This is a genomic window from Mycolicibacterium lacusdiani, from assembly GCF_021916785.1.
GTDB classification, from domain to species: domain Bacteria; phylum Actinomycetota; class Actinomycetes; order Mycobacteriales; family Mycobacteriaceae; genus Mycobacterium; species Mycobacterium lacusdiani.
Map to the genome: position 1 here is coordinate 854,436 of NZ_JAKCFC010000001.1, position 24,948 is coordinate 879,383.

Below are 24,948 nucleotides of genomic sequence, written 5' to 3' on the forward strand. Positions count from 1 at the left end.
CGCAATCTGATGCGTCGGGGCGGCCTGCTGGCCGCTACGTGCGGGATCGCGGCGACGGTGTTCGCCGCGCCCGCGGTCGCCGACTCCACGGACGACTACCCCATCCCGAAGCGACAGATCGAGACGTCGTGCGACGCCGAGCAATACCTGGCCGCCGTGCGCGACACCAGCCCGGTGTACTTCGAGCGCTACATCATCGACAAGAACAACCGGCCTGCCGACGTGCAGCAGGGCGCCGTGGACCGGATCCACTGGTTCTACTCGCTCAACGCCTTCGACCGGCGCGGCTACTCCGAGTACATCGCCACCCACGTCTTCGGCGAACCGATGGCTCAGCGCTGGGGCAACTGGGCGAAGGTCTTCTTCAACAACAAGGGCGTGGTCGCCAAGGCCACCGACGTCTGCATGAACTACCCGCGTGGCGACATGTCGGTGTGGGCCTGGCCGGTCGCGCGCTAACCGACGTCCGCGGTGGCCTGCATGGCGTTGACGACGTCCTCGGTCCAGACCACTCCGTGGGCGAGGAACGCATAGTTGACCAGAGCGGCCTGGTAACCGTCGCCCCATTCCGGGTGACGGGGACCTGCGATGGCATCGCGGACGACGTAGACCTCGAAGCCCTGTTCGAGGAGATCGCGCAGGTGCGATTCGACGCACATGTTCGCGAGCATCCCCCCGAGCAGGACCCGGTTGATCCGTCGTTTGCGCAGCTGCAGCACCAAGTCGTTGGTCTGCGAGCCGAACACCTTGTGCGGACTGACGACGACCGTGTCGGGGTCCTCGATGTAGGGCTTGAACTCGTCGAGCCAGTCGGCTCCCGAGCCGGTGAGCCCGTCGAGATTCAGGGGGCCTGGCCGGTCGAACGTGCCGGTGCGCAGTTCGTCGGACTCGAGTGGACCGTTGAACAGCCAGCGGTGGTCGGTGGGATAGAAGTAGTGCGGTGAGATGAACATCGGGTACGACGCGGCCTTCGCGGCTTGGAAGAGGGTGAGCATGTGGGCGACGGTGTCGTTCTCCGTGACGCTGTCACCCGTTGCGGCCCAGTTGATTCCGGCCGGGCTCAGGACGTCGTTCTGCGGATCGATGAACACGACGGCGGTGTCGCGTGGGTTCCAGTTCATTTCCAGTGCCTCTTCACCTAGGGCCAATCTCGGGTATGCATCGATGATTCCCCCATCGGCGGCTGACGTCGTCAGGGTTCGCACCCATCACGGGCACCTGCTGGCCCGTGTGCCAGATAGCTGCTAGCCGGTATCGACGCTGCGCTAGAGCTGTGGCAGCACGATCACCTTCCCCGATGCAGTGCCGTTCCCGACGGTCTCGTGGGCGTCGTCGACATCGGCGAGGGTGAAGGTCGTGTCGTCCAGTCGCGGGACCAGCCGGCCACTGTCAGCCAGCGCGGCCGCCTGAGACGCGATGTGGCCGTGATGATCTCGGCCATGGCCGGTCAGCAGCGGCATCAAGGTGAAGACGCCCGAGTAGGTGGCTCCGCGGAAGGACAGGGGCGCCAAGCTGTGGGTGCCCCACCCCAGTGCGCTGACGACGTGTCCCGTGTAGCGCTTGACTGCGGAGAACGATTCATCGAGGGTGGCGCCGCCGACGTTGTCGACCACGATGTCGAAGCCGTCTCCCCCGGTGTATTCGTCGACGTAGTCGTCGACGGCGGTCGTCGTGTAATCGATGGCCGTGGCCCCGACCCGGCGGATCACCTCCAGGCTCCTGGGACTCCCGGTGGCGAAGACCCGTGCGCCGCGGGCGATGGCGAGCTGTATTGCGAGGAATCCGACCCCGCCTGCTCCGCCGTGGACGAGCACCTGGTCGCCAGGGGCGACGCCTGCGCGGTCGACCAGCCCCTCCCATGACGTGATGAAGCCCAGTGGAAGGGCCGCTGCCTGTGCCATGGACAGCGCCTTGGGCTTGTGCGCGATCAACCGCGCGTCGACGGCAGCCAGTTCGGCCAGCGATCCCGGCACGCCGCCAACTCCACCGGTCATGCCGAACACTTCGTCGCCGATTTGGAATTGGTCCACACCAGCCCCGACGGCCTCGACCACACCGGCCGTGTCGATGCCGAGAATTGCCGGCGGCATCGTCTTCGCGTGTGCGGCCGCGCCTCGGCGGACCTTGGTGTCGAGCGGATTCACCCCGCTTGCCATGACTCGCAACAGGACTTCACCGGGGCCGGGGGTGGGATCGGGGATCTCAGTGATGTGCAGCGGAGCGTCGTAGGCGGTCAGGACTGCGGCACGCATGGTGTCTCCTCGGAGTCAGCTGTCATCATGAGAGCGGTCAGTCGAAGACGAGGACGAGTCGGCCACGGACGCCGCCTGCTTCGAGCAGACGGTGTGCCGTGGCGGCATCCTCGGCGGGGAACGTCCGTGCCACTCGCAGGGTGAGCTTGCCTTGCTCGGCCAGCATCCGAAGGCCGTCGAGCTTGCCGGTGGCGTGGGTGTAGTCGGGCACCCACACGTCGCGGACGGTGATGCCGCGATCGGGATGCAGCGTTGAGGTGCCGCGCTCGCCGGGGCGACGAACGATGGCGATCTGACCGCCGTCGCGCAACGCAGGCAGTACCTCGTCGCCTTGGAGTGCGGCGTCGACGACGGCCCCTATCCCTCCGGGGTGGCGCCGTCGAATCCCCTGTCCCACATCGGGTCCGCGCGGGACGATCTCGTCCGCGCCGAGAGCCGATACGAGTCGTTCGTCTGCGGGCGCAGCATCGGCGACCACCCGTAGCCCGTCGGCCTTCGCCAGCTGAACGACGTAGCCACCGACCGCACCCGCAGCACCGGTGACGCCGAGGGTCTCGCCCGGGGCCAGGTGCAACACGTCGAGCGCCCGGCGAGCCGTGAGCCCGTTCATCGGCAACGTGGCCGCCTCGGCGTGGCTGCTCCCGGCCGGCGCGAGAGTGACCTGGTCCGCTTCGACGACCACGTACTCGGCGTAGGCGCCGCCGGACTCGTCGATCGGCATGACGATCGCCATGACTCGATCGCCGATGCCGACACCGGTGGGGGTGCCCGGTCCGATCTCGTCGACGAGCCCGGCCACCTCCATGCCCGGACGGTACGGCGGCGACAATGTGCTCGCGCGCAACGCGTCGTCGATGTCACCGATTCGCAGCAGCGCATCGGCGGGATTGACGGTGGCGGCGTGCACCCTGACGCGGAGACGGCCGGGTCCGGCGTGGGGCTCGTCGACGTCCACCTGCCGAAGGACCTCCGGACCGCCGTATTCGGTGACCACGACTGCCCTCATGACTTCACCTCCCAATCGGGGACCACTCCCCCACTCATCCGACGTAGGATCCAAACGGGGATGTCTCCCCAGATATTCCGCTCGAGCCCAAGGAGCCCCAGGTGCGTGCTGACGCGCAACGCAATCGGACCGCGGTGCTGGCCGCCGCCGAGGCGGTGTACGCCGAACAGGGCGTGGACGTGTCGCTGAACGAGATCGCGCGACGCGCGAGCACCGGCAACGCCACGTTGTACCGGCACTTCCCCACCCGCGAGAAGTTGCTCGCCGAGGTCTACACCGGCCACCTCGAGCGCTACTGCGCACTGGCCGAAGACGCTGCCAGGGCGGACGATCCGGTGACTGCGTTGCGGGACTGCGTCATCGCCACCTGCGCGCTGCAGGCCACCAACCGAGGGTTGGCCGACCTGCTGGCATCGCTGCGACCGCTGTCGCCCCACGTCGAGGAACTACGGGCCCGGCACTACCGAGCCATCGCCACGGTGTTCGAGCGCGCGGTGGGCACTGGCCAGGTGCGCGCCGACGCGTCCCCGGCTGACCTCGCGGTGCTCTTGATCGCCAACGCCGGACTGATCCACCGGACCGCCGAGGACGCCCCGGGGGCCAGCGCCCGACTGGTCGCGTTGTGGCTGGCAGGTCTCATCTCTCACGAGGTACTCGTCGAGATGCCACCCGCTCCGACCGATACCGAGATCCGACGGGCGTTGCACGCTTGAGCGGCACCTGCGGAGATCACGCCTGCGCAGCGACGACGCCAGATGCGGGTTCGCGACCCCGACTCAGGGCGTTTGTCCACCATGCTAATTCCGCGATCAGCGCGTCGAGCTTCGAATCGAGGGCTGCGAAGAGTCCGGCATCGTAGGTGGGCGCCGTCATCGCAGGCACCAGCACGTCCGGCAGGATGTGCACTGCGGGACGGATGGGCGCCATCCCGAACTCGATTGCCACGGAGCGCAACTGCTCCACCGCGCGCGCACCGCCGACGTTTCCCCATCCGACGAAGGCGATCGGCTTGCGGTCCCATTCTGCGAACAGGTGGTCGGCCGCGTTCTTGAACACTCCGGTATATCCGTGGTTGTACTCACTGGCGAGCACGATGTACGCGTCGGCCTCGTCGATGTGTCGCCCGAACTCTGCGATCGCCGGTGTCGCGTACTGACGCGGCGCATACATCGGCGACGGGCCGTCGAAGCTCGGCAGGTCATGGTCGCGCATGTCGATCACGTCGACGTCTCGCCCCTCGCGCCGCAGACGCTCCGTCACCCACGCCGCCGGTCGATCGGCGAAGCGGTCCCGGCGGGTGCTGGTGATGATCACGGCGATCCTGGTCATGTGGGTCTCCTGACGTTCGGCGGGCAGCCTTCTGGCAGCCCGACCAAATAAACGGGGATGATTCCCCATCTATTCCGGGAGAACTCAGCGCTTCTCGAAGTGCTGGTAGTCCTTGGGGGTGCGCCAGTCGCCACCCCATCGCCACCCCCGGCTCGTGAACGCACGCACTGCCGGATCGCCGGCGTGCAGCATCCCCGGGTCGCGCCGCGAGCGGTCGACGAAGGGACCGGCGGTCGCGGGCTCCAGGTTCCCCCGACTGTCGACGTACGGGTTCAGCAGCGGGTTGACGTCGACGGCCCGGCCGAGCGCGTGCAGCGACCAGCCCGATCCGCTGGGGAGCCGCCGGCAATTGAACGCCGAGGTGTTGTCGTCGCGCATCGACAGTTCGTCCTCGGCACCCGGGTAGTGGTCGACCGTCCGCATCCGCTCGATCGGAAATCGCAGGCGGTACAGCTCGGCGAAGACGTCGATGACGTCGCCCACCAGGCCCTCGGCGACCACCAGATCACCGCGATGGGTGCGGCCGTCGAAGCCGAGGTAGTCGAGGTTCACCCGTCGCAGCCGTTCGGGTGGCACGGGACAACCGGGTCGCCAGGTGGCCCCGAGTTCGGTTGCGGTGACCGGGTATACGGCCGCGGGCGCGGTGACCGGCGTCGTCCGGGTGGGCGTTCGCGGTCGGGTGATCGTCCTCGGGATCTCCGGGTTCGGGGCCGCCGTGGTGGAGATGCTGGGCGACGACGTCGGGCCCGCCGCGGGCGGTGCGGGCGAGCACTGCACGACGACCGTGACGGCCGCGACGAGCGTCGCGACCGTCACGGCCCTGCGAGTGCCAGAGCACCCCCGACTGGGCGTGTCTACCTCAGGCGTTTCTGCGGCGGCCCATCGCCATGGCGACCACCACGGCACCGATGCTCAGCGCCGCGCAGAGCCCGGCCGCTGCCATCAGGTAGACGTCCCTGCGGTTGAACCCGTCGGACGCCGACTGGTCCGACAGCAGCCGAAGCTGGTAGTCACCGGGCAGCGGCGCCTCGCTCGGCTGATCCAGACCCGGGAATTGCTGGGTCCGGTGCACCTCGAACTGCCGCTCACCCGTTGGCGTCTGGTTCCAGACGCCCCATGCCGGGGTCACTCCGTCGAGGAGCACTTGGCGCTCGCCGAAGCGGGGATCATCGCCGACGTCGACGATGCGCTGCACGCGGAAGGGCTCGTATTGGGCCTGCGAGTAGTTCACGAAAACCGGAACGTTGTCGTAGCGCGCCACCGGTCGCGGCGGCGGTGGGAACGGCAGGCCGACGCCCGGGAAGAAGCCGCCCCCGAAGAAGCTGCCGACCGCCACGTTGACCGCCGTGTTCACCGCGTTCATGACGACCGCGGTGAAGCTGTAGGCCGCGAACTGTGCGACCTCGAGGACGATGCGCGACAACGGCGGTATGTACGCGATCCGCTGCACGTTCTCGTACACGTAGATGATGCGGACCGGGTCGCGGTACGGGTTGGCCAGGACGGGACGGTAGTACTCGTCGTACTCCACCCAGTCCGGACGCCACTGGCGGACGTTGCGGTCCCACAGGCCGACGCGGCGCACGTCGTCGTCGATGCGGGCGGCGTCGTTGATGCGATCGCCCTGGCGGATCTCCCGCTGCAAGTCCTGCAGGTCGATTGCCTTTGCGATGGCCTCGATGTCCGCCTTGGGCGCCGGCTCGGGCTTCGGCAGCTCGACGACCTTCGCGGTCTTGGCGACCCGAACGTCCTCGGCAGGCGCTTCGAGCGTCTCGGGCTGCAACGTCTCGATGGCCCGGGCCGCTTCGGACACGCTCGACGACACCGTCTCCCCCGCGTCCGAACGCTCGGACGTGGCGGCGGATTCGGATTCCGACGACGAGGGCTCACTCGACGACTCGGACGTCTCGCCGTCGGCGGGCTCGGGGCTCGTCGAGGCCGACTCGTCGGCCGAGGTGGCGGGAGCCTGCGACGCCGCGGACGGATCCGCGGCAGCCGGTGCGCTGCCCGGTGCCTCACTCGAGGGCGACGCCTCACGCGAAGCGGGCGGGGCGACCGTGGTGGCCGTCGTGGTCGGCGGCTTCGCGGCAGAACTCGGCGCGGCGGTGCTCGGTGCGGCAGTGCTCGGAGGAACGGTCGCCTTCGGCTCCGTGGCAGGAGCCTGCGTCTTCGTTTCGGGGGCGGGCTTGGGCGCCTGGGTCTCGGGCTTGGGTGCCTGAGTCTGGCGGGGGGCCTCCACGATCGGCGGTGCCTCGACCACCGGGGGCGCCTCCACGACCGGGGGCGCCTCGACCGCGGGCTCGGGTGCGGCGGTCTGCGTCGGGACGGCGGGTCCCTCGTCGGCCGACTCACCGCGCCCGGATCCCTCGCCATCACCCGACCCGGACTCCTCCGGTGCGGACACCTCGGGTTCTAATTCGACGATCGTCGTGGTCGGCCCGCTTGGACCGTCGCCCGGGGCGGCCAGCGCCGGGGCGACGCCTGCGGTGAGCGCCGTAAGCGACACCACCACTCCGGACGCCACCGCGGCGGCGATTCGCTTGTTGTTCAGTCCTGCTCGTGGTGCACGCATGTACGCATAACTCCTTCGATCCCAAGGAGCATGGCGTCTCCGCCACTTCTGCCCAGCAGCCATCCCCCGACGCTGGTCCCTGAACCAGCAGCTACCCGGCGCTCCCTACCCCATGATCATCGCCAGTGCGGAGGTTTCGTTACACGCGGGGACGAGCGGGCGGCACCGCCGCCAGAAGGGCCCGGGTGTAGTCGTCCTTCGGCGCCGAGAACAGGTCCGATGCGGGGCGTTGCTCGACCGCCCGGCCGTCCCGCATGACCAGCACGTCGTGGCTCATCCGCTGGATCACCGCGAGGTCGTGGCCGATGAACAGATAGGTCAGCGTCAGGTCGCGCTGCAGTTCGGCCAACAGGTCGAGGACCCGTGCCTGAACCGAGACGTCGAGCGATGCCGTCGACTCGTCGAGGATCAGCAGATCGGGTTCCAGCGCCAGCGCGCGGGCGATGCTCACCCGCTGGCGCTGACCCCCCGACAGTTCGTGGGGATACCGCGATGCGAACGACGTGGGCAGCCCGACGAGGTCGAGCAGTTCGGCGGTGCGCGCCTTGCGGCCGGCGCGATCTGCGGCCAGGCGGTGCACGCGCAACGGCTCCCCGATGGCCGAGCCCACCGGCGCGCGCGGGTCCAGCGAGGAGAACGGGTCCTGGAACACCAACCCGATGCGACGGCGCAGCGCCTTGTCGGCGCGGCGATGCCGGGCGAGGACGTCGGCACCGTCGAGGCGCACCGTGCCCGCCTCGGGTGTCACCTGCCCGGTGAGCGCCGCCGCGACCGTCGACTTGCCTGACCCGGATTCCCCAACCAGCCCCAGGGTGGCGCCCCGCCGAATCTGGAACGACAGATCGCGCACCGCGTGCACGGTGGTGCGCCCGGTGGGCGACGTGACGGGGAAGCGGACGTCGAGGCCCTCGACCGCCAGCAGCACGGGGGCGTCGTCGGAGATCGGCTCCGGTCGGTGCGCTCCGATCACGGGGCGGGCTGACAGCAGGTCGCGGGTGTACTGGTCGCGCGGGCGGTCGAACACGTCGAGGATCGGCGCCTGCTCGACGGCCTCGCCGTCGCGCAACACGGTGACGTCGTCGGCGACCTGCCCGATCACCCCGAGGTCGTGGCTCACCCAGATCACGGCGGTGCCGAAGTCGTGTTGCAGCGCGCGCACGAGCTCGATGATCTGGGCCTGGGTCGTGACGTCGAGCGACGTGGTGGGTTCGTCGGCGACGAGCAGTTCGGGATCGCATGCCAGGGCGATCGCGATCATCACGCGCTGGCGCTGTCCGCCCGAAAGCTGGTGGGGGTAGGAGCGTAGTCGCGACTGAGGGTCGGGCAGGCCGACGGCGTCGAGCAGTTCCAGTGCGCGGGCGGTGGCCTCGCGACGTGTGACGCGACGGTGCGCCTCGAGCGATTCGGTGATCTGCCGTTCCAGGGTCAGCATCGGGTTGAGCGACGTACCGGGGTCCTGGAACACGAAGCCGATCCGGCCGCCGTGCACGGTGCGCAGCGTGCGCGCCGACGCACCGACCAGCTCGATGGCCGTCGCATCGTCCCGCGCCCCCAGCGTGCTGGTGCCCGTGACCACGGCGGCGGGCGTGTCGAGCAGACCGGTGGCCGCGAGGACGGTCATCGACTTCCCGGATCCGGACTCTCCGACGATGCCCAGGGTCTGCTCGCGCTCGACGCGCAGCGATACCCCGCGCACGATCTCGCGCCTGCCGATTCGCACCTTCAGGTCGACGACGTCCAGAACGGGTTCGAGTGCAGGCGTCACTGGCGCCGCTCCATTCGCCTGATCTCGGCCACCGAGCGCTGCTTGGGGTCGAGGACGTCGCGCAGGCCGTCGCCGAACAGGTTGAACGCCAACACGATCACGAAGATCGCCGCCCCAGGGAAGATGGCCATCCACCACGCCAGGGTGACGAAGCCCTGCGAGTCGAAGATCATCCGCCCCAGCGACGGTTCGGGCGGTTGGATGCCAAGGCCCAGGAACGACAGCGCCGCCTCGGACAGGATCGCAAAGGCCAGCGACAGCGAGGTCTGCACGATGAGCGGTCCCGCGATGTTCGGCAGGACGTGGCGGGCCAGGATGTAGCCGTGGCCGGTGCCCATCGTGCGCGACACCGCGACGTACGGCTCGACGCGCACCGACAGCGTGCTGGCTCGTGCCACCCGGGCGAAGATCGGGGTGTAGACCACGCCGATGGCCAGCATGGTCGTCGTGATCCCCGGCCCCAGGATCGCGACGATGGCCAGCGCCAGCAGGAGCACTGGGAACGCGAACATGACGTCGACCACGCGCATGAAGACGGTGTCGACCCAGCCCCCGCGGTAGCCGGCGACGACACCCACCGTGACGCCGACGACGACGGCGAACGCGACGCTCACGACCGCCACCTGCATCGAGGCCTGCACCGCGACCAGCACGCGCGACAGCACGTCCCGCCCGAGTTCGTCGGTGCCGAACCAGTGTTGGGCGCTCGGACCCGCAAGTGCGCTGGGCACGTCGACGTCGTTGACGCCGTAGGGGGCGATCCACTGCGCGGCCACTGCGATGATCGCGACCGCGGCGAGCAGCACCGCGCTGACCATCGTCACCGGGTTGGACAGCAGCAGGCGCCACGACGTGACGCGGGTGTTCTCGGCGTCGGTCATGACAGCCTGATCCTGGGATCGACGACCGCGTACAGCAGGTCCACCAGGAGGTTGATCAGAAGGAAGAGTGCGGCCATCAGGAGCACCGCGCCCTGGATGACGGGGTAGTCGCGCGCGGCGACGGCGTTGTAGACCAACCGGCCCAGTCCCGGCCAGGCGAACACGACCTCGACGACGATGACGCCGCCCAGGATCGTGGCGAGCTGGATACCGGTGATCGTGAGGATGGGGACCAGGGCGTTGCGCACGGTGTGCCGGAACGTGACCACCGCGGGCGGTAGCCCCTTCGACCGCGCCGTCCGGACGTATCCCGTTGCACTGGCGTCTAATACGGCCGATCGCACGTAGCGCGTCATGATCGCACCGGCGACCAGGCCCACGGTGAGACCCGGCAGGATGACGTGCGACAGCCACCCGCCGGGGTCGTCGAACAGCGGCCGGTATCCGGACGTCGGCAGCCAGCCCAACGTGGTGGAGAACAGTGCGATCAGCAGGATTCCCATCCAGAAGTCGGGTATCGAGACGCCGAACTGAGTGGTCACCCGCACGATTGCGTCGCTGAGCCGGCCCTCCCGCAGCGCGGACCAGATGCCCGCGGGTAGCGCGATCAGCAATGCGATCACGATGCCCACCGCGGCCAGCGACAACGTGGCGGGCAGACGTTCCACGAGGATCCCGGCGACGGGATCGCCGTTGCGGAAGCTGACCCCGAGGTCGCCGCGGACCGCGGAGGTCACGTAGCCGAAGAACTGTTGGAGCAGTGGCTGATCCAGGCCGCTGGCCGCCCGCAGCGCGCCGTACGCCTCCGGGGTGTACCGCGTTCCCAGGGCGATCCGCACCGGGTCGCCCGGGACCAGATGCACCAGCGCGAAGACCACGATCAGCACGCCGACGAGCACCACCAGCGAGTAGGCGACGCGGCGCGCCAAGAATCGCAGAACGGGGTGAGTCAGCAACGGCGGCAGGGTCTTCGACGGGCTCACTGGCTCACCGCATCACTCACCGTCGCGGTGCGGAAGCGGATCGCACCGTCGCGACGCGCCTCGTAACCGGTGAGGTCGGGCGTCCAGCCCTGGATGACCGAGGGGTTGTACAGGTAGATGTAGCTGACCTGGTCGGCGATCTGGACCGCCGCCTTCGCGTAGTCGTCGGCGCGGGCGTCCCGGGCGGTCTCCACGCGCCCGGCGTCGAGGAGGCGGTCGACCTCGGGGTCGGAGAACTTCTGCGCGTTGTTCGAGCCACCGGTGTGGTGCTGGGCGTAGTAGAAGTCGTCGGGGTCGATGTTGCCGAGCCAGCCCATCATCAGCATGTCGAAGTTGCCGGTGTTCTGTTCGTCGAGCCAGGTCGCCATGTCGACGGTGCGGATGTTCACCGAGATGCCCAGTGCCGCCAGGTTGTCGGCGACCACCTGTGCGGCCGTCACGGTCTCCGGGTACTCGCTGGTGACGAGCATGTCGAGCGTGGCGGGCCGCACCCCGGATTCGTCGAGTAGACGCTTGGCCTCGTCGAGGTCGTACCGGTACTGGTCGTAGCGGACGTACCAGGGGTTGCCCTCGGGGATCGCCAACTGGTTCGCGACGGCAGTCCCGTAACTGGTGGCCTGAACGATCGCGTCGCGGTCGATGGCGTAGGCGATGGCCCGGCGCACCCGCACGTCGTTCCACGGTGCCCTGGCCTGATTGAGCGCGAAGTACCAGTAGTCGTTGCTAGGCGTCACCGCGAGGTGGATCGAGTCGTCGTTGCGCAACTGCTCGACGCGTTGCGCCGGAATGGAATCGGTCCAGTCGACCTCGCCTGCCTGCAACGCGGACAGGGCGGTGGAGGGCTCGGAGATGAACCGGTAGGTCACGCCGGGGACCTTCGGAGCGCCGCCCCAGTAGTTCGGATTCGCCGAGAGCGTGATGGAGTCACCGCTGCGTTGCGAGGCGAAGGAGAACGGCCCCGTTCCCATGGGACGCGTTGCGATGTCCCCACTTTCGACGTTGCGGCGCGACACGATGGCCATGCCCTTGAAGCCGCCCAGATTGGTCAGCAGGTTCGGCGTCGGCTCCTTCACCCGGATGACGACGGTCGAGGGGTCGGGCGCGGTGACCTCGGTGACGGCGCTGAACTTGTCGACGTTGGAGAGCTTCTCGTCGATGATGCGTCGATAGGAGTACACGACGTCGTCGGCGGTGAACGGACTGCCGTCATGCCACGTCACGCCGTCGCGCAGCCGGAACGTCCAGGTGAGTTGATCCGGCGACACGGTCCACGAGTCGGCGAGCGCAGGTCGCATCTCGAGGTTCTCGTCGGGTTCGACGAGCGTGTCGAAGACGTTCTCCAGCACCTCGAACGAGAAGTACGAGCTGGTCTTCTGCGGGTCCAGCTGGTCGGGCTCCCCGGCAATGGCGGCGATGAGGTTTCCTGCCGAGTCACCCAGGTCGACGCGTTGCGCACTCGCGCAGGACGTGAGGGTGAGCGCCACCACGGCAGCAACGAACGTGGCGAGCCAGCGCATTCGGGGCGGTTACCCACCCGGGCGATCATCTACACGCCGACGTCGAGACCCGACGCGTACGTCTCCTTGACCACCTCCAGGTGGGTCCAACTCTCCACGGCGCTGACGGTGGGCAGGGCCCGCACCGCGTCGAGCGTCTCGACGAGGTGACCGGTCGAGAAGCCGCGCACCGTGACCAGGACGTCGAACCGTCCCAGCGTGCGCGCCACGAAGATGACCGATCCCATGCCCGCCAGCAGGTCCAGCACGTCGCGGTCGTCGCCGCACAGCCGGACGCCGAAGCCCATGGCGCTCTGCATGTCGCGACCCGAGTGCCGAACCACCGCACCGATGCGGAGCACCTGCGCGTCGAGCAACCGGACCACTCTGCGGCGCGCGCCGGCCGGTGACAACCCGACCACCTCGGCCAATTCCACGTAGGACGCGCGGCCGTCGTCCTGCAGCGCCCGCAGTAGCGCGACGTCGACGTCGTCCACGTCGGTGGTGACGTCGCCGACCGGGCCGACCACGTCGCGGATCAACTCGACGTAGGTCAGGGTGTCGACCGCGACGACACCGGGGTGGGCGCGCAACTCGCCGATGGACCGGTCGATGTCGCGGGGCGAGGCCGCGCGCACCTCGACGACCAGTCCGTGCCGGCCGGTGGTGAGCGATAGGAACGGCACGTCGTCACGGCGGGCGATGTCGGCGGCGACGGCGGCGGCAGGGCCGTTCACGACGAGGCCCACGTGGGCGAGCGCCCCGCGCCCGATCACCGCCGGGTGCACGACACCGCGCACCACGACCTGTCCGCTGGCGATCAGGCGTTGCGTACGTGCTGCCGCCGCCGAGCGGGACAGCCCCACCCGGCGCGCGATCTCGCGGTGGGTGAGGCGGCCGTCGACCTCCAGCAGTTCCACGATGGCCTCGTCGACCTCGTCCATCCCCACTCCTTCCTCACGCTCAGCTGAGATTCGCGGCGAGATCTTTCGACCCGCCCGACCGACACATCGATCACCACAGGCACCCGCATCGGCCACTAATTCTCGTTAACTCTGCACCATGACGGCAATTCATGATCCGAAACGCACGCGTAACGAACGAACTGCTTGCCGAGCCAATCCTGCCGACTTACAGTGACCCGCACCACATCCGCACTCTTAGGACCGGGCCCTCCCATGACGACGCTGACCAGCGATCGAGTCTTGACCGCCACCGACGATCTCGTCGCAGCCTTCGCTGCCACCGACACCGCGGCGTACTTCGGAGGCTTCTCCCCCGACGCCACGTTCGTCTTTCATCCCGAACCGGCGCGCTTGAACGACCGCGCCGCCTACGAGGCGCTCTGGGCGTCGTGGCTCGCCGACGGATGGCGGGTGGTGTCCTGCGTCAGCAGCGAGCGGATGGTGCAGACGTTCGGCGACGTGGCCGTACTCAGCCACACCGTCGACACCGTCACGTCGGTCGGCGGTGAGCACACCAGTAGCCGTGAGCGCGAAACCATCGTGTTCGTGCTCGACGGCGACCGCGTGGTCGCCGTGCACGAGCACCTGTCCACGGCACCGGCAGTCTCGTGACCGAACCGCTCGCCGCACCACCGAAGATCACCGAGGTCGAGACCCACGGCGTCGAGCCGATTCCCGACGCCGAGCGGACGGCACGGCCGCTCGACCTGTTCCGACTGGTCTTCGGCGGCGCCAACACCATCGCCACGGTGGTTCTCGGCAGCTTCCCGATCATCTTCGGGCTGTCGTTCCGCGATGGCCTGCTCGCAACGCTTCTCGGCCTCATCCTCGGCGCGGCGATCCTCGCACCGATGGCGCTCTTCGGTCCGCGCAACGGCACCAACAACGCAGTGTCGTCCTCGGCGCACCTCGGCGTGCACGGCCGCGTCGTCGGATCGTTCCTCTCGCTGCTGACCGCGGTCGCGTTCTTCTCCATCTCGGTGTGGACCTCCGGTGACGTCCTGGTGGGCGGCGCCACCCGCGCCATGGGTGGCGCGCCGGACGCGGCGCCCAACGGTGCCGCGGTGGCCGTGGCGTACGGCATCTTCGCCCTGATGGTGCTCGTCGTGTGCATCTACGGATTCCGATTCATGTTGCTGGTCAACAAGATCGCGGTGGTCGCGGCCACGGTGCTGTTCCTCCTGGGGATCGTCGCGTTCGGCGGCACCTTCGACGCGGGCTACGCAGGCATCTTCGGCCCGGACGCCGACGCCGCGACCAATGCCCTCTACTGGCCGTCCTTCGTCGGGGCAGCGCTGATCGTCATGTCCAACCCGGTGAGTTTCGGTGCGTTCCTTGGTGACTGGTCGCGATACATCCCTCGCGAGACCCCGGCGTGGAAGTCGATGGCTGCCGCGTTCGGCGCCCAGATCGCCACCCTGGTGCCGTTCCTGTTCGGCCTGGTGACCGCCACGGTCGTCGCGTCGAATGCTCCGGAGTTCATCGACGAGGGCAACTACGTCGGCGGACTGCTGGCCGTGTCGCCGAACTGGTACTTCCTGCCCGTGTGCCTCATTGCGCTGATCGGCGGCATGTCGACGGGCACGACCGCGCTCTACGGCACCGGCCTGGACTTCTCCAGCGTCTTCCCGCGCTTCAGCCGGGTGCAGGCGACGGTGTTCATCGGCGCGATCGCCATCGGGTTCATCTTCGTCGGCAAGTTCGCGTTCAACGTCGTGCAGAGCATCTCGACGTTCGCGGTGTTGATCGTTACGTGCACCGCCCCCTGGATGGTCGTCATGATGATCGGCTGGTTCGTCCGGCGCGGCTGGTACGACTCCGACGCGCTGCAGGTCTTCAACCGCCGCCAGCGCGGCGGCCGGTACTGGTTCACCCACGGCTGGAACTGGCGTGGCCTCGGCGCTTGGCTGGTGTCGGCGGCGTTCAGCATCTGCTTCGTCAACCTGCCCGATCAATTCGTCGGTCCCCTCGGCGATCTCGCCGAGGGCATCGACCTCTCCATCCCCGTCGGCATCGGACTGGCCGCGGTGTTGTATCCGCTGCTGCTGTGGGTCAAGCCGGAGCCCGCCGATGCCTTCGGTCCCGACGGGCCACGCCTGGTGCCCGTGGGACCACCGTCCGACATTCCCATCACGTCCGTGGACGCATCGGGAACCACTGCCAAGACCCCCTTGGCCAAGCACGAGGAGTCGACGACATGAGCACCATCGGACCCATCGACGCCTCGAAGACGCCGCGCTTCGCCGGGCCCGCGTCCTTCGCCCGCCTGCCGCGCCTCGACCAGGTGCCCAAGGCCGACATCGTCGTGGCGGGCGTGCCGTTCGACTCCGGGGTGTCCTACCGCCCCGGCGCCCGGTTCGGCCCGACCCACGTGCGCGAGTCGTCGCGACTGCTGCGGCCCTACCACCCGGGTCTCGACGTATCGCCGTTCGAGATCGCGCAGGTGGCCGATGCCGGCGACATCGCGGTCAACCCGTTCAACATCCACGAGGCCATCGAGACCATCGAGGCGGCGGCCGTGGAGCTCACCGCGAACAGCACCAGCCTGGTCACCATCGGCGGCGACCACACCATCGCACTGCCCCTGCTGCGTGCTGCCGCTCAGCGGCACGGCCCGGTCGCGCTGGTGCACTTCGACGCGCACCTCGACACCTGGGACACCTACTTCGGCGCGGAGTACACCCACGGCACGCCGTTCCGCCGGGCCGTCGAGGAGGGCATCCTCGACACCGAGGCGTTGTCGCACGTCGGCACCCGCGGCCCGCTGTACGGCAAGAAGGACCTCGAAGACGACCGCCGCTTCGGCTTCGGCATCGTCACGTCGGCCGACGTGTACTACCAGGGCGTGCGCGAGGTCGTCGACAAGCTTCGGCAGCGCCTCGGCGACCGGCCGGTGTACGTGTCGATCGACATCGACGTCCTCGATCCGGCACACGCACCGGGTACCGGCACACCGGAGGCGGGCGGCATCACCAGCCGTGAATTGCTGGAGATCCTGCGCGGCTTCCACGGACTGAATCTCGTCGGCGCCGACGTCGTCGAGGTCGCCCCCGCCTACGACCATGCCGAGATCACCGGCGTCTCGGCATCGCACGTGGCCTACGACCTGGTGACGCTGCTGGCGATGCGGCACGAGGAACGCGCGCGCCCGTGACGACCAGGAATGGCGGTGACGTGGTCGTCGAAACACTTGTCGCGCTGGGCGCTTCGCACGTCTTCGGCATCCCCGGCCAGCACGCCCTCGGCCTCTTCGATGCGATCCGGCGAAGCGACCTCGAGTTCGTCAGCTCGCGCATCGAGAACAACTCGGCCTTCGGCGCCGACGGGTATGCCAGGGCTACCGGCGAGGTGGGCGTGCTGTTCCTCTCGACCGGACCGGGCGCGCTGATCGCGCTGGGGGCACTGCAGGAGGCCTACGCCACGGGTGTGCCGCTGCTCGTGATCACCAGTCAGGTGCCGCGCTCGGGCCTCGGGTTGCGGCGCGGCATGCTGCACCAACTCGACGACCAGCAGCGCAGCGCCGTCAACGTCACCAAGAGCACCGCCGTGGTCGAACATGCCGCGCAGATCCCCAGCCTGCTCGCCGACGCATGGGCACTCGCGCAGTCCGCTCCGTCAGGCCCGACGTGGGTCGAAGTGCCGCAGGACGTCCTGCTCGAACCCGTGGACGTCCCCACCGTGACCGGCGTGACCGCGGTCGACGTCACGCGCGCCGCCCGCCCCGAGGTCCTCGACGCCGCCGCCGAATTGCTTGATGGCGCAGAGCGTCCGGTCATCCTCGCCGGTGGTGGCGTGCGGCGCTCCCGCGGCGGGTCGGAGGCACTCGTCGCCTTGGCCGAACGCCTGGACGCACCCGTGGTCTCGACCGTCGGCGGCAAGGGCGCGATCCCGTTCGCCCATCCGCTGTCGGCGGCGTCGTGGATCGAGGACCGCCACACCACCGACCTGCTCTCCGACGCCGACGTGCTGCTCGCGGTCGGGACGGCGATGGGCGAGGTGACCAGCAACTACTTCACGTTCACACCGCGTGGCCGGCTGATCCACGTGGACGCCGAATCCCGCGTGCTGCAGGCCAATCACCCCGGACTCGCCGTGCACGCCGACGCCGCCCAGGCACTGCGTGGGATCGCCGACCGCGTGACACCGCGCGAGCAGCGCACCGGCGCCGGAATCGCTGCCACGCTCCGCCGGTCGGTCGAGGAACGGCTCGCAACCGAGGACGTCGACGCCGAGCGACGGGTGATGGCGGATCTGCGTGCCGCCGTTCCCGCCGCTGCTCACACCTTCTGGGACATGACCATCGCGGGGTACTGGGCGTGGTCGGCGTGGGATCCGCTCGACGGCGAGTTCCACTCCGCCCAGGGCGCAGGCGGTCTGGGCTTCGCCTACCCCGCGGCCGTCGCGGCGGCCATCGGATCGGGTCGGCGCACGTTCGCGGTATCCGGCGACGGCGGTGCAATGTACTCCATCGCCGAACTGGCCACGGCCCGTCAGCACGACGCGGACGTCACCTGGCTGATCGTCGACGACGGCGGCTACGGCATCCTGCGCGAGTACATGTCCAATGCGTTCGGCCAGGCCACGGCCACCGAGCTGTCCCAGCCCGACTTCGTATCGCTGGCAAGCAGTTTCGGCATCCCGGCGCACGCGGCAACGCTCGACGACGTCGGCGACGTGGTCGCCCGCACGTTCACCACCACCGGACCCGCCGTGGTCGTCCTGTCCGCCGTACTGAAGATGTTCTCTCCCACCTGAGCGAGGAGTCACACCATGGGTAAGCCACTCGACGTCGTCATCGTCGTCGTCTATCTCGGCGCCATGCTGGCGTTCGGTTTCTGGGGCAAGACGCGGACCAAGGACTCCGCCGACTTCCTCGTCGCCGGGCGCCGGCTGGGACCCGGCCTCTACACCGGCACCATGGCGGCGGTCGTGCTCGGCGGCGCGTCGACGGTCGGCGGCGTGGGACTGGGCTACCGGTACGGCATCTCGGGCATGTGGCTTGTCGTCGCGATCGCCGTCGGCCTGCTGCTGCTGTCGGTGGCGTTCGCGGGGCGCATCCAGCGGCTGCGGGTGTACACGGTGGCGCAGATGCTCAAGCTGCGCTACGGCGTCGACGCGACGTCGACGTCGGGGATCGTCATGGTCGCCTACACGCTGATGCTGTCGGTGACGTCGACGATCGCCTACGCGACGGTGTTCAACGTGCTCTTCGGCACCGACCGCACGGTGTCGGTGATCATCGGCGGCGCGATCGTCATGCTCTACTCCGCAATCGGCGGCATGTGGTCGATCACGCTGACCGACATGGTGCAGTTCATCCTCAAGACGATCGGCATCTTCTTCCTGCTGCTGCCGTTCACGTGGAACAAGGCGGGTGGGCTCGATGGCATCCGCGAGCGGGCCGGCGACGCCGCCTTCGACCTCGGCACGATCGGCACCCAGACGATCATCACGTTCTTCGTCGTCTACAGCTTCGGCATGCTGATCGGCCAGGACATCTGGCAGCGAGTGTTCACGGCACGATCACCCAAGGTGGCGAAGTGGGGCGGTACGGCCGCGGCGATCTACTGCCTGCTGTACGGCGTCGCGGGCGCGCTGATCGGCACGGCCGCATCGACCTTCCTGCCCGACGTCGAGGCCAGTGACGACGTGTACGCCCAGATCGCCGAGTCGATCCTCCCCGTCGGCATCAGCGGCATCGTGCTGGCCGCCGCCGTGGCCGCGATGATGTCGACGGCGTCGGGCGCGCTGATCGCCACCGCCACCGTGGCCCGCACCGACGTGAAGCCGTTGCTGGGCAGGCTGATCGGGCGTCGCGAGACCGCGGACCAGAACACCGAGCGGACCCGCGGAGACCAGGAGGGCAACCTGCACTCCGACCGGCTGTACGTCGTGGTGCTGGGCATCGTCGTCATCGTGATCGCCGCGCTGCTCAACGACGTCGTCGCCGCCCTGACGGTCGCCTACGACATCCTGGTGGGCGGTCTGCTGGTGTCGATCCTCGGTGGCTTCCTGTGGAAGCGCGCCACCGGGACCGGGGCGCTGTGGTCGATGATCGCCGGCACCGTCGTCACGCTCGGCACGATGTTCGTCGTCGGCGACGTGCTGGCCAACGAGCCGATCTACTACGGGCTCGCCGCGAGCCTGATCGCCTACGTGGTCGGGAGTCTGGTCACCAAGCGCACGCCCGCCGAGGTGCTCGAGGTGTGGGACGCCCGCCTGGCGGGACGCGATACCGCGGACACCCATCGTGTTGCCACGTGACGGGGCGTTCGCGGTTAGACTCCCGGCATGCTCCGTCGGCCAACCATCCGCGTGAGCGTTGCGCTGCTTGGCATTTCGTGGCTGACCGGGTGCGCTACGCCTCCTGAGGAGACCGACGCCACCTCGTCTGCGGCTCTGGACTCCCCGACTTCGTCGACGTCGCAGGCGATCCCACCCCCGGCACCCGCAGCAGTCACCAAGCAGTGGGTGGATCTGTCGGTCGGTGAGTGCATCGCGGAGGTACCGGCCGTCGACGTCGGCGTCGCGACCGTCTCCGTCGTCGACTGCGCGACGCCGCACCGCGCCGAGGTGTACCTGCTGGCGCCGGTCGCGGTGGATGCCGCCATTGCCGACGTGGGAGACAAGGCCTGCGCGGCCGGGGTCGACGCATACACCGGCGGCGGCCGCGGCGACCTGTCCATCACGTACCTGATCGATTCGAAGCAGGACCGCACCGGGGCGATTCCACTACCCAGCACCGTGATCTGCCTGTTGCAGGACGCCGAGGGCGCGCCACTGACCACATCCGTGCGAGGCTGACCGACCGTGACGTCACTACGAGTGGGTTGCGTGTTCCGGCCGGAGAACCCGCCGGAGACGCTGGGAGCAGCCACGCAGGCGGCCGAGGCCGCCGGCGTGGACGAACTGTGGCTGTGGGAGGACTGCTTCTTCCACGGCGGCTTGTCGGCCGCGGCGATCGCACTCGCCAACAGCACCAGACTGGTCGTGGGCGTAGGCGTGCTGCCCGTGCCGCTGCGCAACGTCGCGCTGCTCGCGATGGAGATCGCGATGCTCGAGCGGACGTTCCCGGGCCGACTGCGCTTCGGCATCGGTCACGGCGTCCAGGACTGGATGGCGCAGGTCGGCGAGCGCGTCGGTTCGCCGTTGACGCTGCTGCGCGAGTACACGACCGCGCTGACGGCTCTGCTGAACGGTGCGACCGTAGACGCCGTGGGCCGGTACGTCACGCTGTCCGACGTCCGACTGGACTGGCCGCCGAGCACGCCCGTCGAGGTGCTGCTCGCTGCGACGGGACCTAAGACGCTCGCGCTTAGCGGCGAACTCGCCGCTGGAACCGTGCTGACGTCGGGCACGTCGCCCGACGCGGTGCGGGCGGCGGTCTCGGTCATCCGGGCCGCGGCCGAACAGCCGCGGCCCCACCACGTGGTCGCCTACGTGTCCTGCGGCCTCGACGACGACCACGCCGACACCGAGGTGCGTGGCACCGCGGAGCAGGTCGCCGACGGTGTGCGGCAATGGATCGACGCCGGCGTGGACACCATCGTGCTGCAGCCCCGCGTCGGCGCGGACGCAACGGAGTTCATCCGTGCCATCGGCACCCGCGTCGCTCCACTGCTGCGGAGCTAGATCGCACCGAGGAAGCCGTACGGGAACTCGAACTGCGACGGCGCCTCTATGGTGGGCGAGAACTGACCCTCGTAATTGCCCGGCGTCTGGCAGACCGTGGTCTCCTGCCCGCGGTTCTGGCACGATGCCAGCTCCGTGGCAGCAGACGCGTTCGGCGCCAACGAGACTCCGGCGGCAACGGCTCCGGCGGCCAGTCCGGCCAGGATCAGGGTGGGTTGGATCTTCATCTCGGTACTCCCTCGTCGTGTGCTGCGCTCCACCGTGGGGCACCATCTGAGAATCGTCGAAGCCGACGGCGCGCACATCGACGCAGGCAGCCATCCGGGCGTGCGCGTTTCCGCACCGGGGGCTACCTGCTACCCGGTAGCGGCCACCGGTCAGCGCGTCAATTCGGCGACGATCGTGGCCGACCACGCTGCGACGCCGTCACCGACGTCGCGCCCGCCCCGTCCCCACGTCGATCCGATCGCGTTGACGCGCAGGGTGTTCCAGTCTTCGCAGGACGGTTGCTCGCGCGCCGACTGCGGGACGCACCAGAGCCGCCTCCAGTCGCGTCCATTTGCCCTCCCCGTCTCGCTCATCCTTCGATGGAACGTCGGTGGGCAGGGTCTGCGCAACTGATTTTCCGCGGACGCGGCTCGGTCAGGGCGTGAGGATGACCTTGACGCAATCGCCGGATCGAGCCGCCACTGCGGCGTAGGCGTTCGCTGCATCGTCGAGACCGTATGTGTCGGTGAAGATTCCGCTCACGTCGAGACGACCCGACTGCAGCAGCGGAAGCAGCTCCGGCCAGGTGCGCTGCACCGGAGCGGTCGTCATCCGCATCGTCACGCTCCGCACGAGGTTCATCAGCGCGGGGAACGGGAACGGATCGAGGTCGTGCACGCCGACGACGGACACCGTACCGCCGGGACGCACGCAGGTCAGCGCCGCCGTCATCGTGGCGTCGTTGCCGACCGCGTCGATGACCGACGCCGCTCCCCTACCACCGGTGGCGTCGTGCACTGCGGAGATGTCGGCTGGATGAAGGGGCGTGGCACCGCTCTTCGCGGCACGGTCGCGCCGGCCCTCGACGGGGTCGACGGCGAACACCGTGCCGGCACCGAGGACGATCGCGCTGCGCACGGCGCACAATCCGACGGCGCCGAGGCCGAAGACCACGACCGTCCCTCCCGGCGGGATGTCCGCGCGCTGGGCACCCGCCCACCCCGTGGCGAGGTTGTCGGTGAGCAGCAGCGCCTCCTCGCTGTCCACGTCCTCGGGCACGGCGAGCAGCTGGAAGTCGGCGGCGGGGACGGCGAGCAGATCCGACTGCGCCCCACCCAGCACGCCGGATCCGAAGATCTGCGGACCGGACAGACACGTCACCGGGTCACCCGACGCGCAGCCCACACAGCATCCGCAGCCGGCGACCGAGGACACCAGCACGGAGTCGCCGACCCGTACGGTCCGTACGTCGGGTCCGACGTCGACGACGACGCCGACCGCCTCGTGACCGAGCGCGACCGGCTCTGCGAGGGGGAAGTCACCCTCGTAGAAGTGCAGGTCCGACCCGCAGATCGCGCTGGCGGTCACCTCGATCACGGCGCCGTCGGGGCCGGGCAGGCCGGGGTCGGGCCGGTCGTCGACTCGAACCCGACCCGGGGCGTCGATCACCACTGTGCGCATGACAGCCGAGTCTATGGTCGGGTGCCGGCGATCCAGGTCAGGAACTCGTCGACGGACAGCACCGGTTTGCCGAACTCACGCGCCTTGCGCGCCTTGCCCGACTGCGTTCCCGGCTCTGCGGTCACGAGCACCTCGCACCGCGTCTTGGTGACCGACGGCACCGAGACCAGTCCCGCCGATGCTGCCATGCGCTCCATCGTGGTCCGCGGGATCGGTTTGCCGTCGGCGTCTTCCGCCGTGCCGGTGAAGCACACCCGCGCACCCGGCACCAATACTTCGTGGACGTCGACCCCATCGTGGGCCGACACCACGGCCTCGTCGACGATGACGTGTCCGAGCACGCGTTCGGTTTCGCGCAGCCGGTCGAGCACCTCGGCTGTGAGCGGGGTTCGGCGAGCAGCGGCACGCAATTGGTCGGCGATCGACTGTCGGGCCGCTTTCACCCATGCGGTGTCGGGATCCAACGACTTGACGGGCGAGCGCCCGAGCAGCGCCGCCCCGACGTCGCGACTGGTGTCGAGTATCGCCGACAGCGCGGGCAGGTGAATCGATGCGGGCGTAGGGGTTTCGTGATTTCGACTGATCAGGTGCCCAGACGGCGAATCGGTGTCGGCCGGTTCGTCGAACGCCGTGGTGCCTGCTTGGCCCACGTCGGCCATGCCGAACGCGGCGAGTTCGGCGCGTGCCCGCTCCAGCGCACTACCGGCGGTGAGTCCGCGGCGCTGTTCCGGCTGCGCGCCAGATGACGGCACGTCGACGCCCAGCGGCATGCCGACGACGTGACCCAGCCGTTTCAGTTCGAAGTCGAGGAGGCCGAGGGTGTCGTCCATTCCGACGCCGACCGGTGTGCAGCCCTCGAGCATCGGCGCCAACAGGGTCCAGGCCTCGGCCAGCGTCGGCGCGAGGAGGATGTCGGTCACGGTGATGCCGTAGGCCTGCCGTGCGTCGGCGAGATCGCGTTGCGGATTGACCAGTGTGCTGACCGCCGTGCCGTCGTCGAACGCCACTGCCAGTTCGACCGGGCGGGGCCGAGACATGCGGCCCTCGTCACCGACGGTGAGCATGCCGATCGCGCAGTAGCGGCGCGCCCGGTCGTCGGTGACCGCGGACCGCAGGAACCGCGCGACACGGCGGTCGGTCTTGAGGTCCTTTGGCAGCACCGGGCGCTTGAGCATCAGCCCGCGCATCGACGTGCACCGGCTCAGCGCGACGTACAGCTGGCCGAAGGAGAACATTCCGCCGCTGAGATCCACGATCATGCGTTCGAGGGTCTGGCCCTGGCTCTTGTGGATGGTGATCGCCCACGCCAGTTTGAACGGCTGCTGGGTGTAGCTGCCGATCACCTCGCGGCGCAGCGCGTTCCCGTCGACCACGGGCCGGGTGGCTTCCCACGTGTATGGCGTCACCTCGACGGCGTCGCCGCTGGTGAACTCGACGACGACCCGTTCGCCGCCGTGGGACGCGGCGACCACCCGGCCGAGCGTGCCGTTGACCCAGCGGTCGGACTGGTCGTTCGTGAGCATCATGACCTGTGCGCCGACCTTGAAGTGCAGTACCTCCTCGACCGGCGGGTCGAACAGGCTCAGGTCTCCGGACCGCCTGGCGTGGTGCTCGATCTCCGCTCCCGGCAGGCGTTCCAGGCGCTGCCGGTTGCGCGCCGTCACCAGCCGGTTGGTTGGGGCCAGGGTGAGCCAGAACTCGTCATCGGGTGGCACGAAGTCCGGGTCCGTGCGAGCGTTCAACTCCTCGCGGGCGTGACCGACCAGCACGCCCTCGCGAATCTCGTTCAAGATGGCCGTCATTCGATCGTCGCCCAGTTGCCGGAACACGGTGGTGAGCGCGACGGTCGGGAAGTCTTCACGACGAAAGCTGTCCGCGGAGAAGAAGTACGGGGTGGCGTATCGGCTGGCCAGGTAAGCGGATTCGTTCTCCTGCACCACAGGCGGCAGCTGGTAGAGATCGCCGACCAACACGATCTGCACGCCGCCGAACGGTGTGCCCGGCGTTGGGCCGAAGCGCTCGAGCGCCGCAGCCACCTGGTCGAAGAGATCGGCGCGGACCATCGAGGCCTCGTCGATGATCAGCGTGTCGAGTTTGGCGAGCAGCTTGGCGAAGCGGCCAGGGTAGTACCGGCCCGTGCGCACGTCGTCGAGGGAGGTAGTCGTGGAGAAGCCGAACAACCGATGCACCGTGTAGCCGTCGACATTGAGTGCGGCGATCCCGGTGGGCGCGACGACGACGACGTTGCGGTGGGTCTCGGCCATGAATCGGCGGATCAGCGTCGACTTCCCCGTACCTGCCTTGCCGGTGAGGAAGACGTGACTGCCCCCGCCGAGTAGGGCCAGGGCATGGCTGAACTCTTCGGTCAGCACGAAGTCGCGCGCCGGCGCCGTCACGTG

General features: G+C 68.9%; 24 protein-coding genes. 9 read left to right on the forward strand and 15 right to left on the reverse strand.

The genetic code is table 11. From position 1 onward, the window contains the following. The first annotated feature begins 9 nt into the window (after positions 1-9). Positions 10-459: a DUF5078 domain-containing protein gene (locus LOK44_RS04190; RefSeq protein WP_372481188.1), complete on the forward strand. Its 450-nt coding sequence runs from the start codon at positions 10-12 to the stop codon at positions 457-459. Here the strand turns inward: LOK44_RS04190 and LOK44_RS04195 are convergent. The 3 genes from LOK44_RS04195 to LOK44_RS04205 all read right to left on the reverse strand — a co-directional run bounded on the left by LOK44_RS04195 (position 456) and on the right by LOK44_RS04205 (position 3,258). Next, positions 456-1,121 (reverse strand): cysteine hydrolase family protein, encoded by a 666-nt coding sequence (locus LOK44_RS04195; RefSeq protein ID WP_237568761.1) that lies wholly within the window; start codon positions 1,119-1,121, stop codon positions 456-458. The two genes, LOK44_RS04190 and LOK44_RS04195, sit on opposite strands and share 4 nt — an antisense overlap. A 144-nt stretch (positions 1,122-1,265) precedes the next feature. Continuing rightward, on the reverse strand, positions 1,266-2,252 hold the full coding sequence (locus LOK44_RS04200; protein WP_237568762.1) for a zinc-dependent alcohol dehydrogenase family protein: 987 nt from the start codon (positions 2,250-2,252) through the stop codon (positions 1,266-1,268). A gap of 37 nt (positions 2,253-2,289) precedes the next feature. Continuing rightward, positions 2,290-3,258: an NADP-dependent oxidoreductase gene (locus LOK44_RS04205; RefSeq protein ID WP_237568763.1), complete on the reverse strand. Its 969-nt coding sequence runs from the start codon at positions 3,256-3,258 to the stop codon at positions 2,290-2,292. A gap of 101 nt (positions 3,259-3,359) precedes the next feature. Here LOK44_RS04205 and LOK44_RS04210 point away from each other — a divergent pair, with 101 nt between their 5' ends. Continuing rightward, positions 3,360-3,971, forward strand: a complete 612-nt coding sequence (locus tag LOK44_RS04210; RefSeq protein ID WP_237568764.1) for a TetR/AcrR family transcriptional regulator — start codon at positions 3,360-3,362, stop codon at positions 3,969-3,971. Positions 3,972-3,987: 16 nt separating this feature from the next. Here the strand turns inward: LOK44_RS04210 and LOK44_RS04215 are convergent, their stop codons facing one another. The 8 genes from LOK44_RS04215 to LOK44_RS04250 form a co-directional block, all read right to left on the reverse strand. Then, on the reverse strand, positions 3,988-4,587 hold the full coding sequence (locus tag LOK44_RS04215) for an NADPH-dependent FMN reductase (RefSeq protein WP_237568765.1): 600 nt from the start codon (positions 4,585-4,587) through the stop codon (positions 3,988-3,990). 84 nt (positions 4,588-4,671) lie between these two features. Next, entirely contained in the window at positions 4,672-5,403 is a 732-nt protein-coding gene (locus tag LOK44_RS04220) for a M15 family metallopeptidase (protein ID WP_237568766.1), read from the reverse strand. A gap of 43 nt (positions 5,404-5,446) precedes the next feature. Continuing rightward, complete coding sequence (locus tag LOK44_RS04225) at positions 5,447-7,159, reverse strand: hypothetical protein (protein ID WP_237568767.1); 1,713 nt, start codon at positions 7,157-7,159, stop codon at positions 5,447-5,449. 139 nt (positions 7,160-7,298) lie between these two features. Beyond that, on the reverse strand, positions 7,299-8,924 hold the full coding sequence (locus LOK44_RS04230) for a dipeptide ABC transporter ATP-binding protein (RefSeq protein WP_237568768.1): 1,626 nt from the start codon (positions 8,922-8,924) through the stop codon (positions 7,299-7,301). Continuing rightward, positions 8,921-9,805: an ABC transporter permease gene (locus tag LOK44_RS04235; protein WP_237568769.1), complete on the reverse strand. Its 885-nt coding sequence runs from the start codon at positions 9,803-9,805 to the stop codon at positions 8,921-8,923. The genes LOK44_RS04230 and LOK44_RS04235 overlap by 4 nt, the downstream gene beginning before the upstream one ends. After that, positions 9,802-10,770 (reverse strand): ABC transporter permease, encoded by a 969-nt coding sequence (locus LOK44_RS04240; RefSeq protein WP_237568973.1) that lies wholly within the window; start codon positions 10,768-10,770, stop codon positions 9,802-9,804. Before LOK44_RS04240 ends, LOK44_RS04235 begins: the two co-directional genes overlap by 4 nt. A gap of 14 nt (positions 10,771-10,784) precedes the next feature. Beyond that, positions 10,785-12,305, reverse strand: a complete 1,521-nt coding sequence (locus tag LOK44_RS04245; protein ID WP_237568770.1) for an ABC transporter substrate-binding protein — start codon at positions 12,303-12,305, stop codon at positions 10,785-10,787. Between the two features lie 29 nt (positions 12,306-12,334). Then, positions 12,335-13,228: an Lrp/AsnC family transcriptional regulator gene (locus LOK44_RS04250; RefSeq protein ID WP_237568771.1), complete on the reverse strand. Its 894-nt coding sequence runs from the start codon at positions 13,226-13,228 to the stop codon at positions 12,335-12,337. A 234-nt stretch (positions 13,229-13,462) separates the two neighbouring features. Between LOK44_RS04250 and LOK44_RS04255 the strand changes: the two genes are divergently transcribed. From LOK44_RS04255 to LOK44_RS04285, 7 genes are read left to right on the forward strand one after another with little or no spacing between them, the layout of a single operon-like run. Then, positions 13,463-13,861, forward strand: coding sequence for a YybH family protein (locus LOK44_RS04255; RefSeq protein ID WP_237568772.1), 399 nt, complete (start codon positions 13,463-13,465; stop codon positions 13,859-13,861). After that, on the forward strand, positions 13,858-15,450 hold the full coding sequence (locus LOK44_RS04260; protein ID WP_237568773.1) for a purine-cytosine permease family protein: 1,593 nt from the start codon (positions 13,858-13,860) through the stop codon (positions 15,448-15,450). The genes LOK44_RS04255 and LOK44_RS04260 overlap by 4 nt, the downstream gene beginning before the upstream one ends. Next, positions 15,447-16,403 carry an agmatinase gene (gene speB / locus LOK44_RS04265; RefSeq protein WP_237568774.1) on the forward strand — a complete coding sequence of 319 codons (957 nt, stop codon included), beginning with the start codon at positions 15,447-15,449 and terminating at the stop codon, positions 16,401-16,403. Before LOK44_RS04260 ends, speB begins: the two co-directional genes overlap by 4 nt. Then, complete coding sequence (locus tag LOK44_RS04270) at positions 16,400-18,004, forward strand: thiamine pyrophosphate-binding protein (RefSeq protein WP_237568775.1); 1,605 nt, start codon at positions 16,400-16,402, stop codon at positions 18,002-18,004. The genes speB and LOK44_RS04270 overlap by 4 nt, the downstream gene beginning before the upstream one ends. A gap of 15 nt (positions 18,005-18,019) precedes the next feature. Then, entirely contained in the window at positions 18,020-19,513 is a 1,494-nt protein-coding gene (locus tag LOK44_RS04275) for a sodium:solute symporter family protein (protein ID WP_237568776.1), read from the forward strand. A 27-nt stretch (positions 19,514-19,540) separates the two neighbouring features. Further along, complete coding sequence (locus LOK44_RS04280) at positions 19,541-20,053, forward strand: hypothetical protein (RefSeq protein ID WP_237568777.1); 513 nt, start codon at positions 19,541-19,543, stop codon at positions 20,051-20,053. A 6-nt stretch (positions 20,054-20,059) separates the two neighbouring features. Then, positions 20,060-20,881 carry an LLM class flavin-dependent oxidoreductase gene (locus LOK44_RS04285; RefSeq protein WP_237568778.1) on the forward strand — a complete coding sequence of 274 codons (822 nt, stop codon included), beginning with the start codon at positions 20,060-20,062 and terminating at the stop codon, positions 20,879-20,881. Here LOK44_RS04285 and LOK44_RS04290 read toward each other — a convergent pair. The 4 genes from LOK44_RS04290 to LOK44_RS04305 form a co-directional block, all read right to left on the reverse strand. Next, the gene (locus tag LOK44_RS04290) at positions 20,878-21,108 is read right to left on the reverse strand and encodes a hypothetical protein (RefSeq protein WP_237568779.1); all 231 of its coding nucleotides are present in this window, start codon (positions 21,106-21,108) and stop codon (positions 20,878-20,880) included. The two genes, LOK44_RS04285 and LOK44_RS04290, sit on opposite strands and share 4 nt — an antisense overlap. Positions 21,109-21,258: 150 nt before the next feature. Continuing rightward, the gene (locus tag LOK44_RS04295) at positions 21,259-21,462 is read right to left on the reverse strand and encodes a hypothetical protein (protein ID WP_237568780.1); all 204 of its coding nucleotides are present in this window, start codon (positions 21,460-21,462) and stop codon (positions 21,259-21,261) included. A gap of 61 nt (positions 21,463-21,523) precedes the next feature. Further along, positions 21,524-22,549, reverse strand: a complete 1,026-nt coding sequence (locus tag LOK44_RS04300; RefSeq protein ID WP_237568781.1) for a zinc-binding dehydrogenase — start codon at positions 22,547-22,549, stop codon at positions 21,524-21,526. 11 nt (positions 22,550-22,560) lie between these two features. Then, complete coding sequence (locus tag LOK44_RS04305; protein ID WP_237568782.1) at positions 22,561-24,945, reverse strand: AAA family ATPase; 2,385 nt, start codon at positions 24,943-24,945, stop codon at positions 22,561-22,563. Between the last annotated feature and the right edge of the window lie 3 nt (positions 24,946-24,948).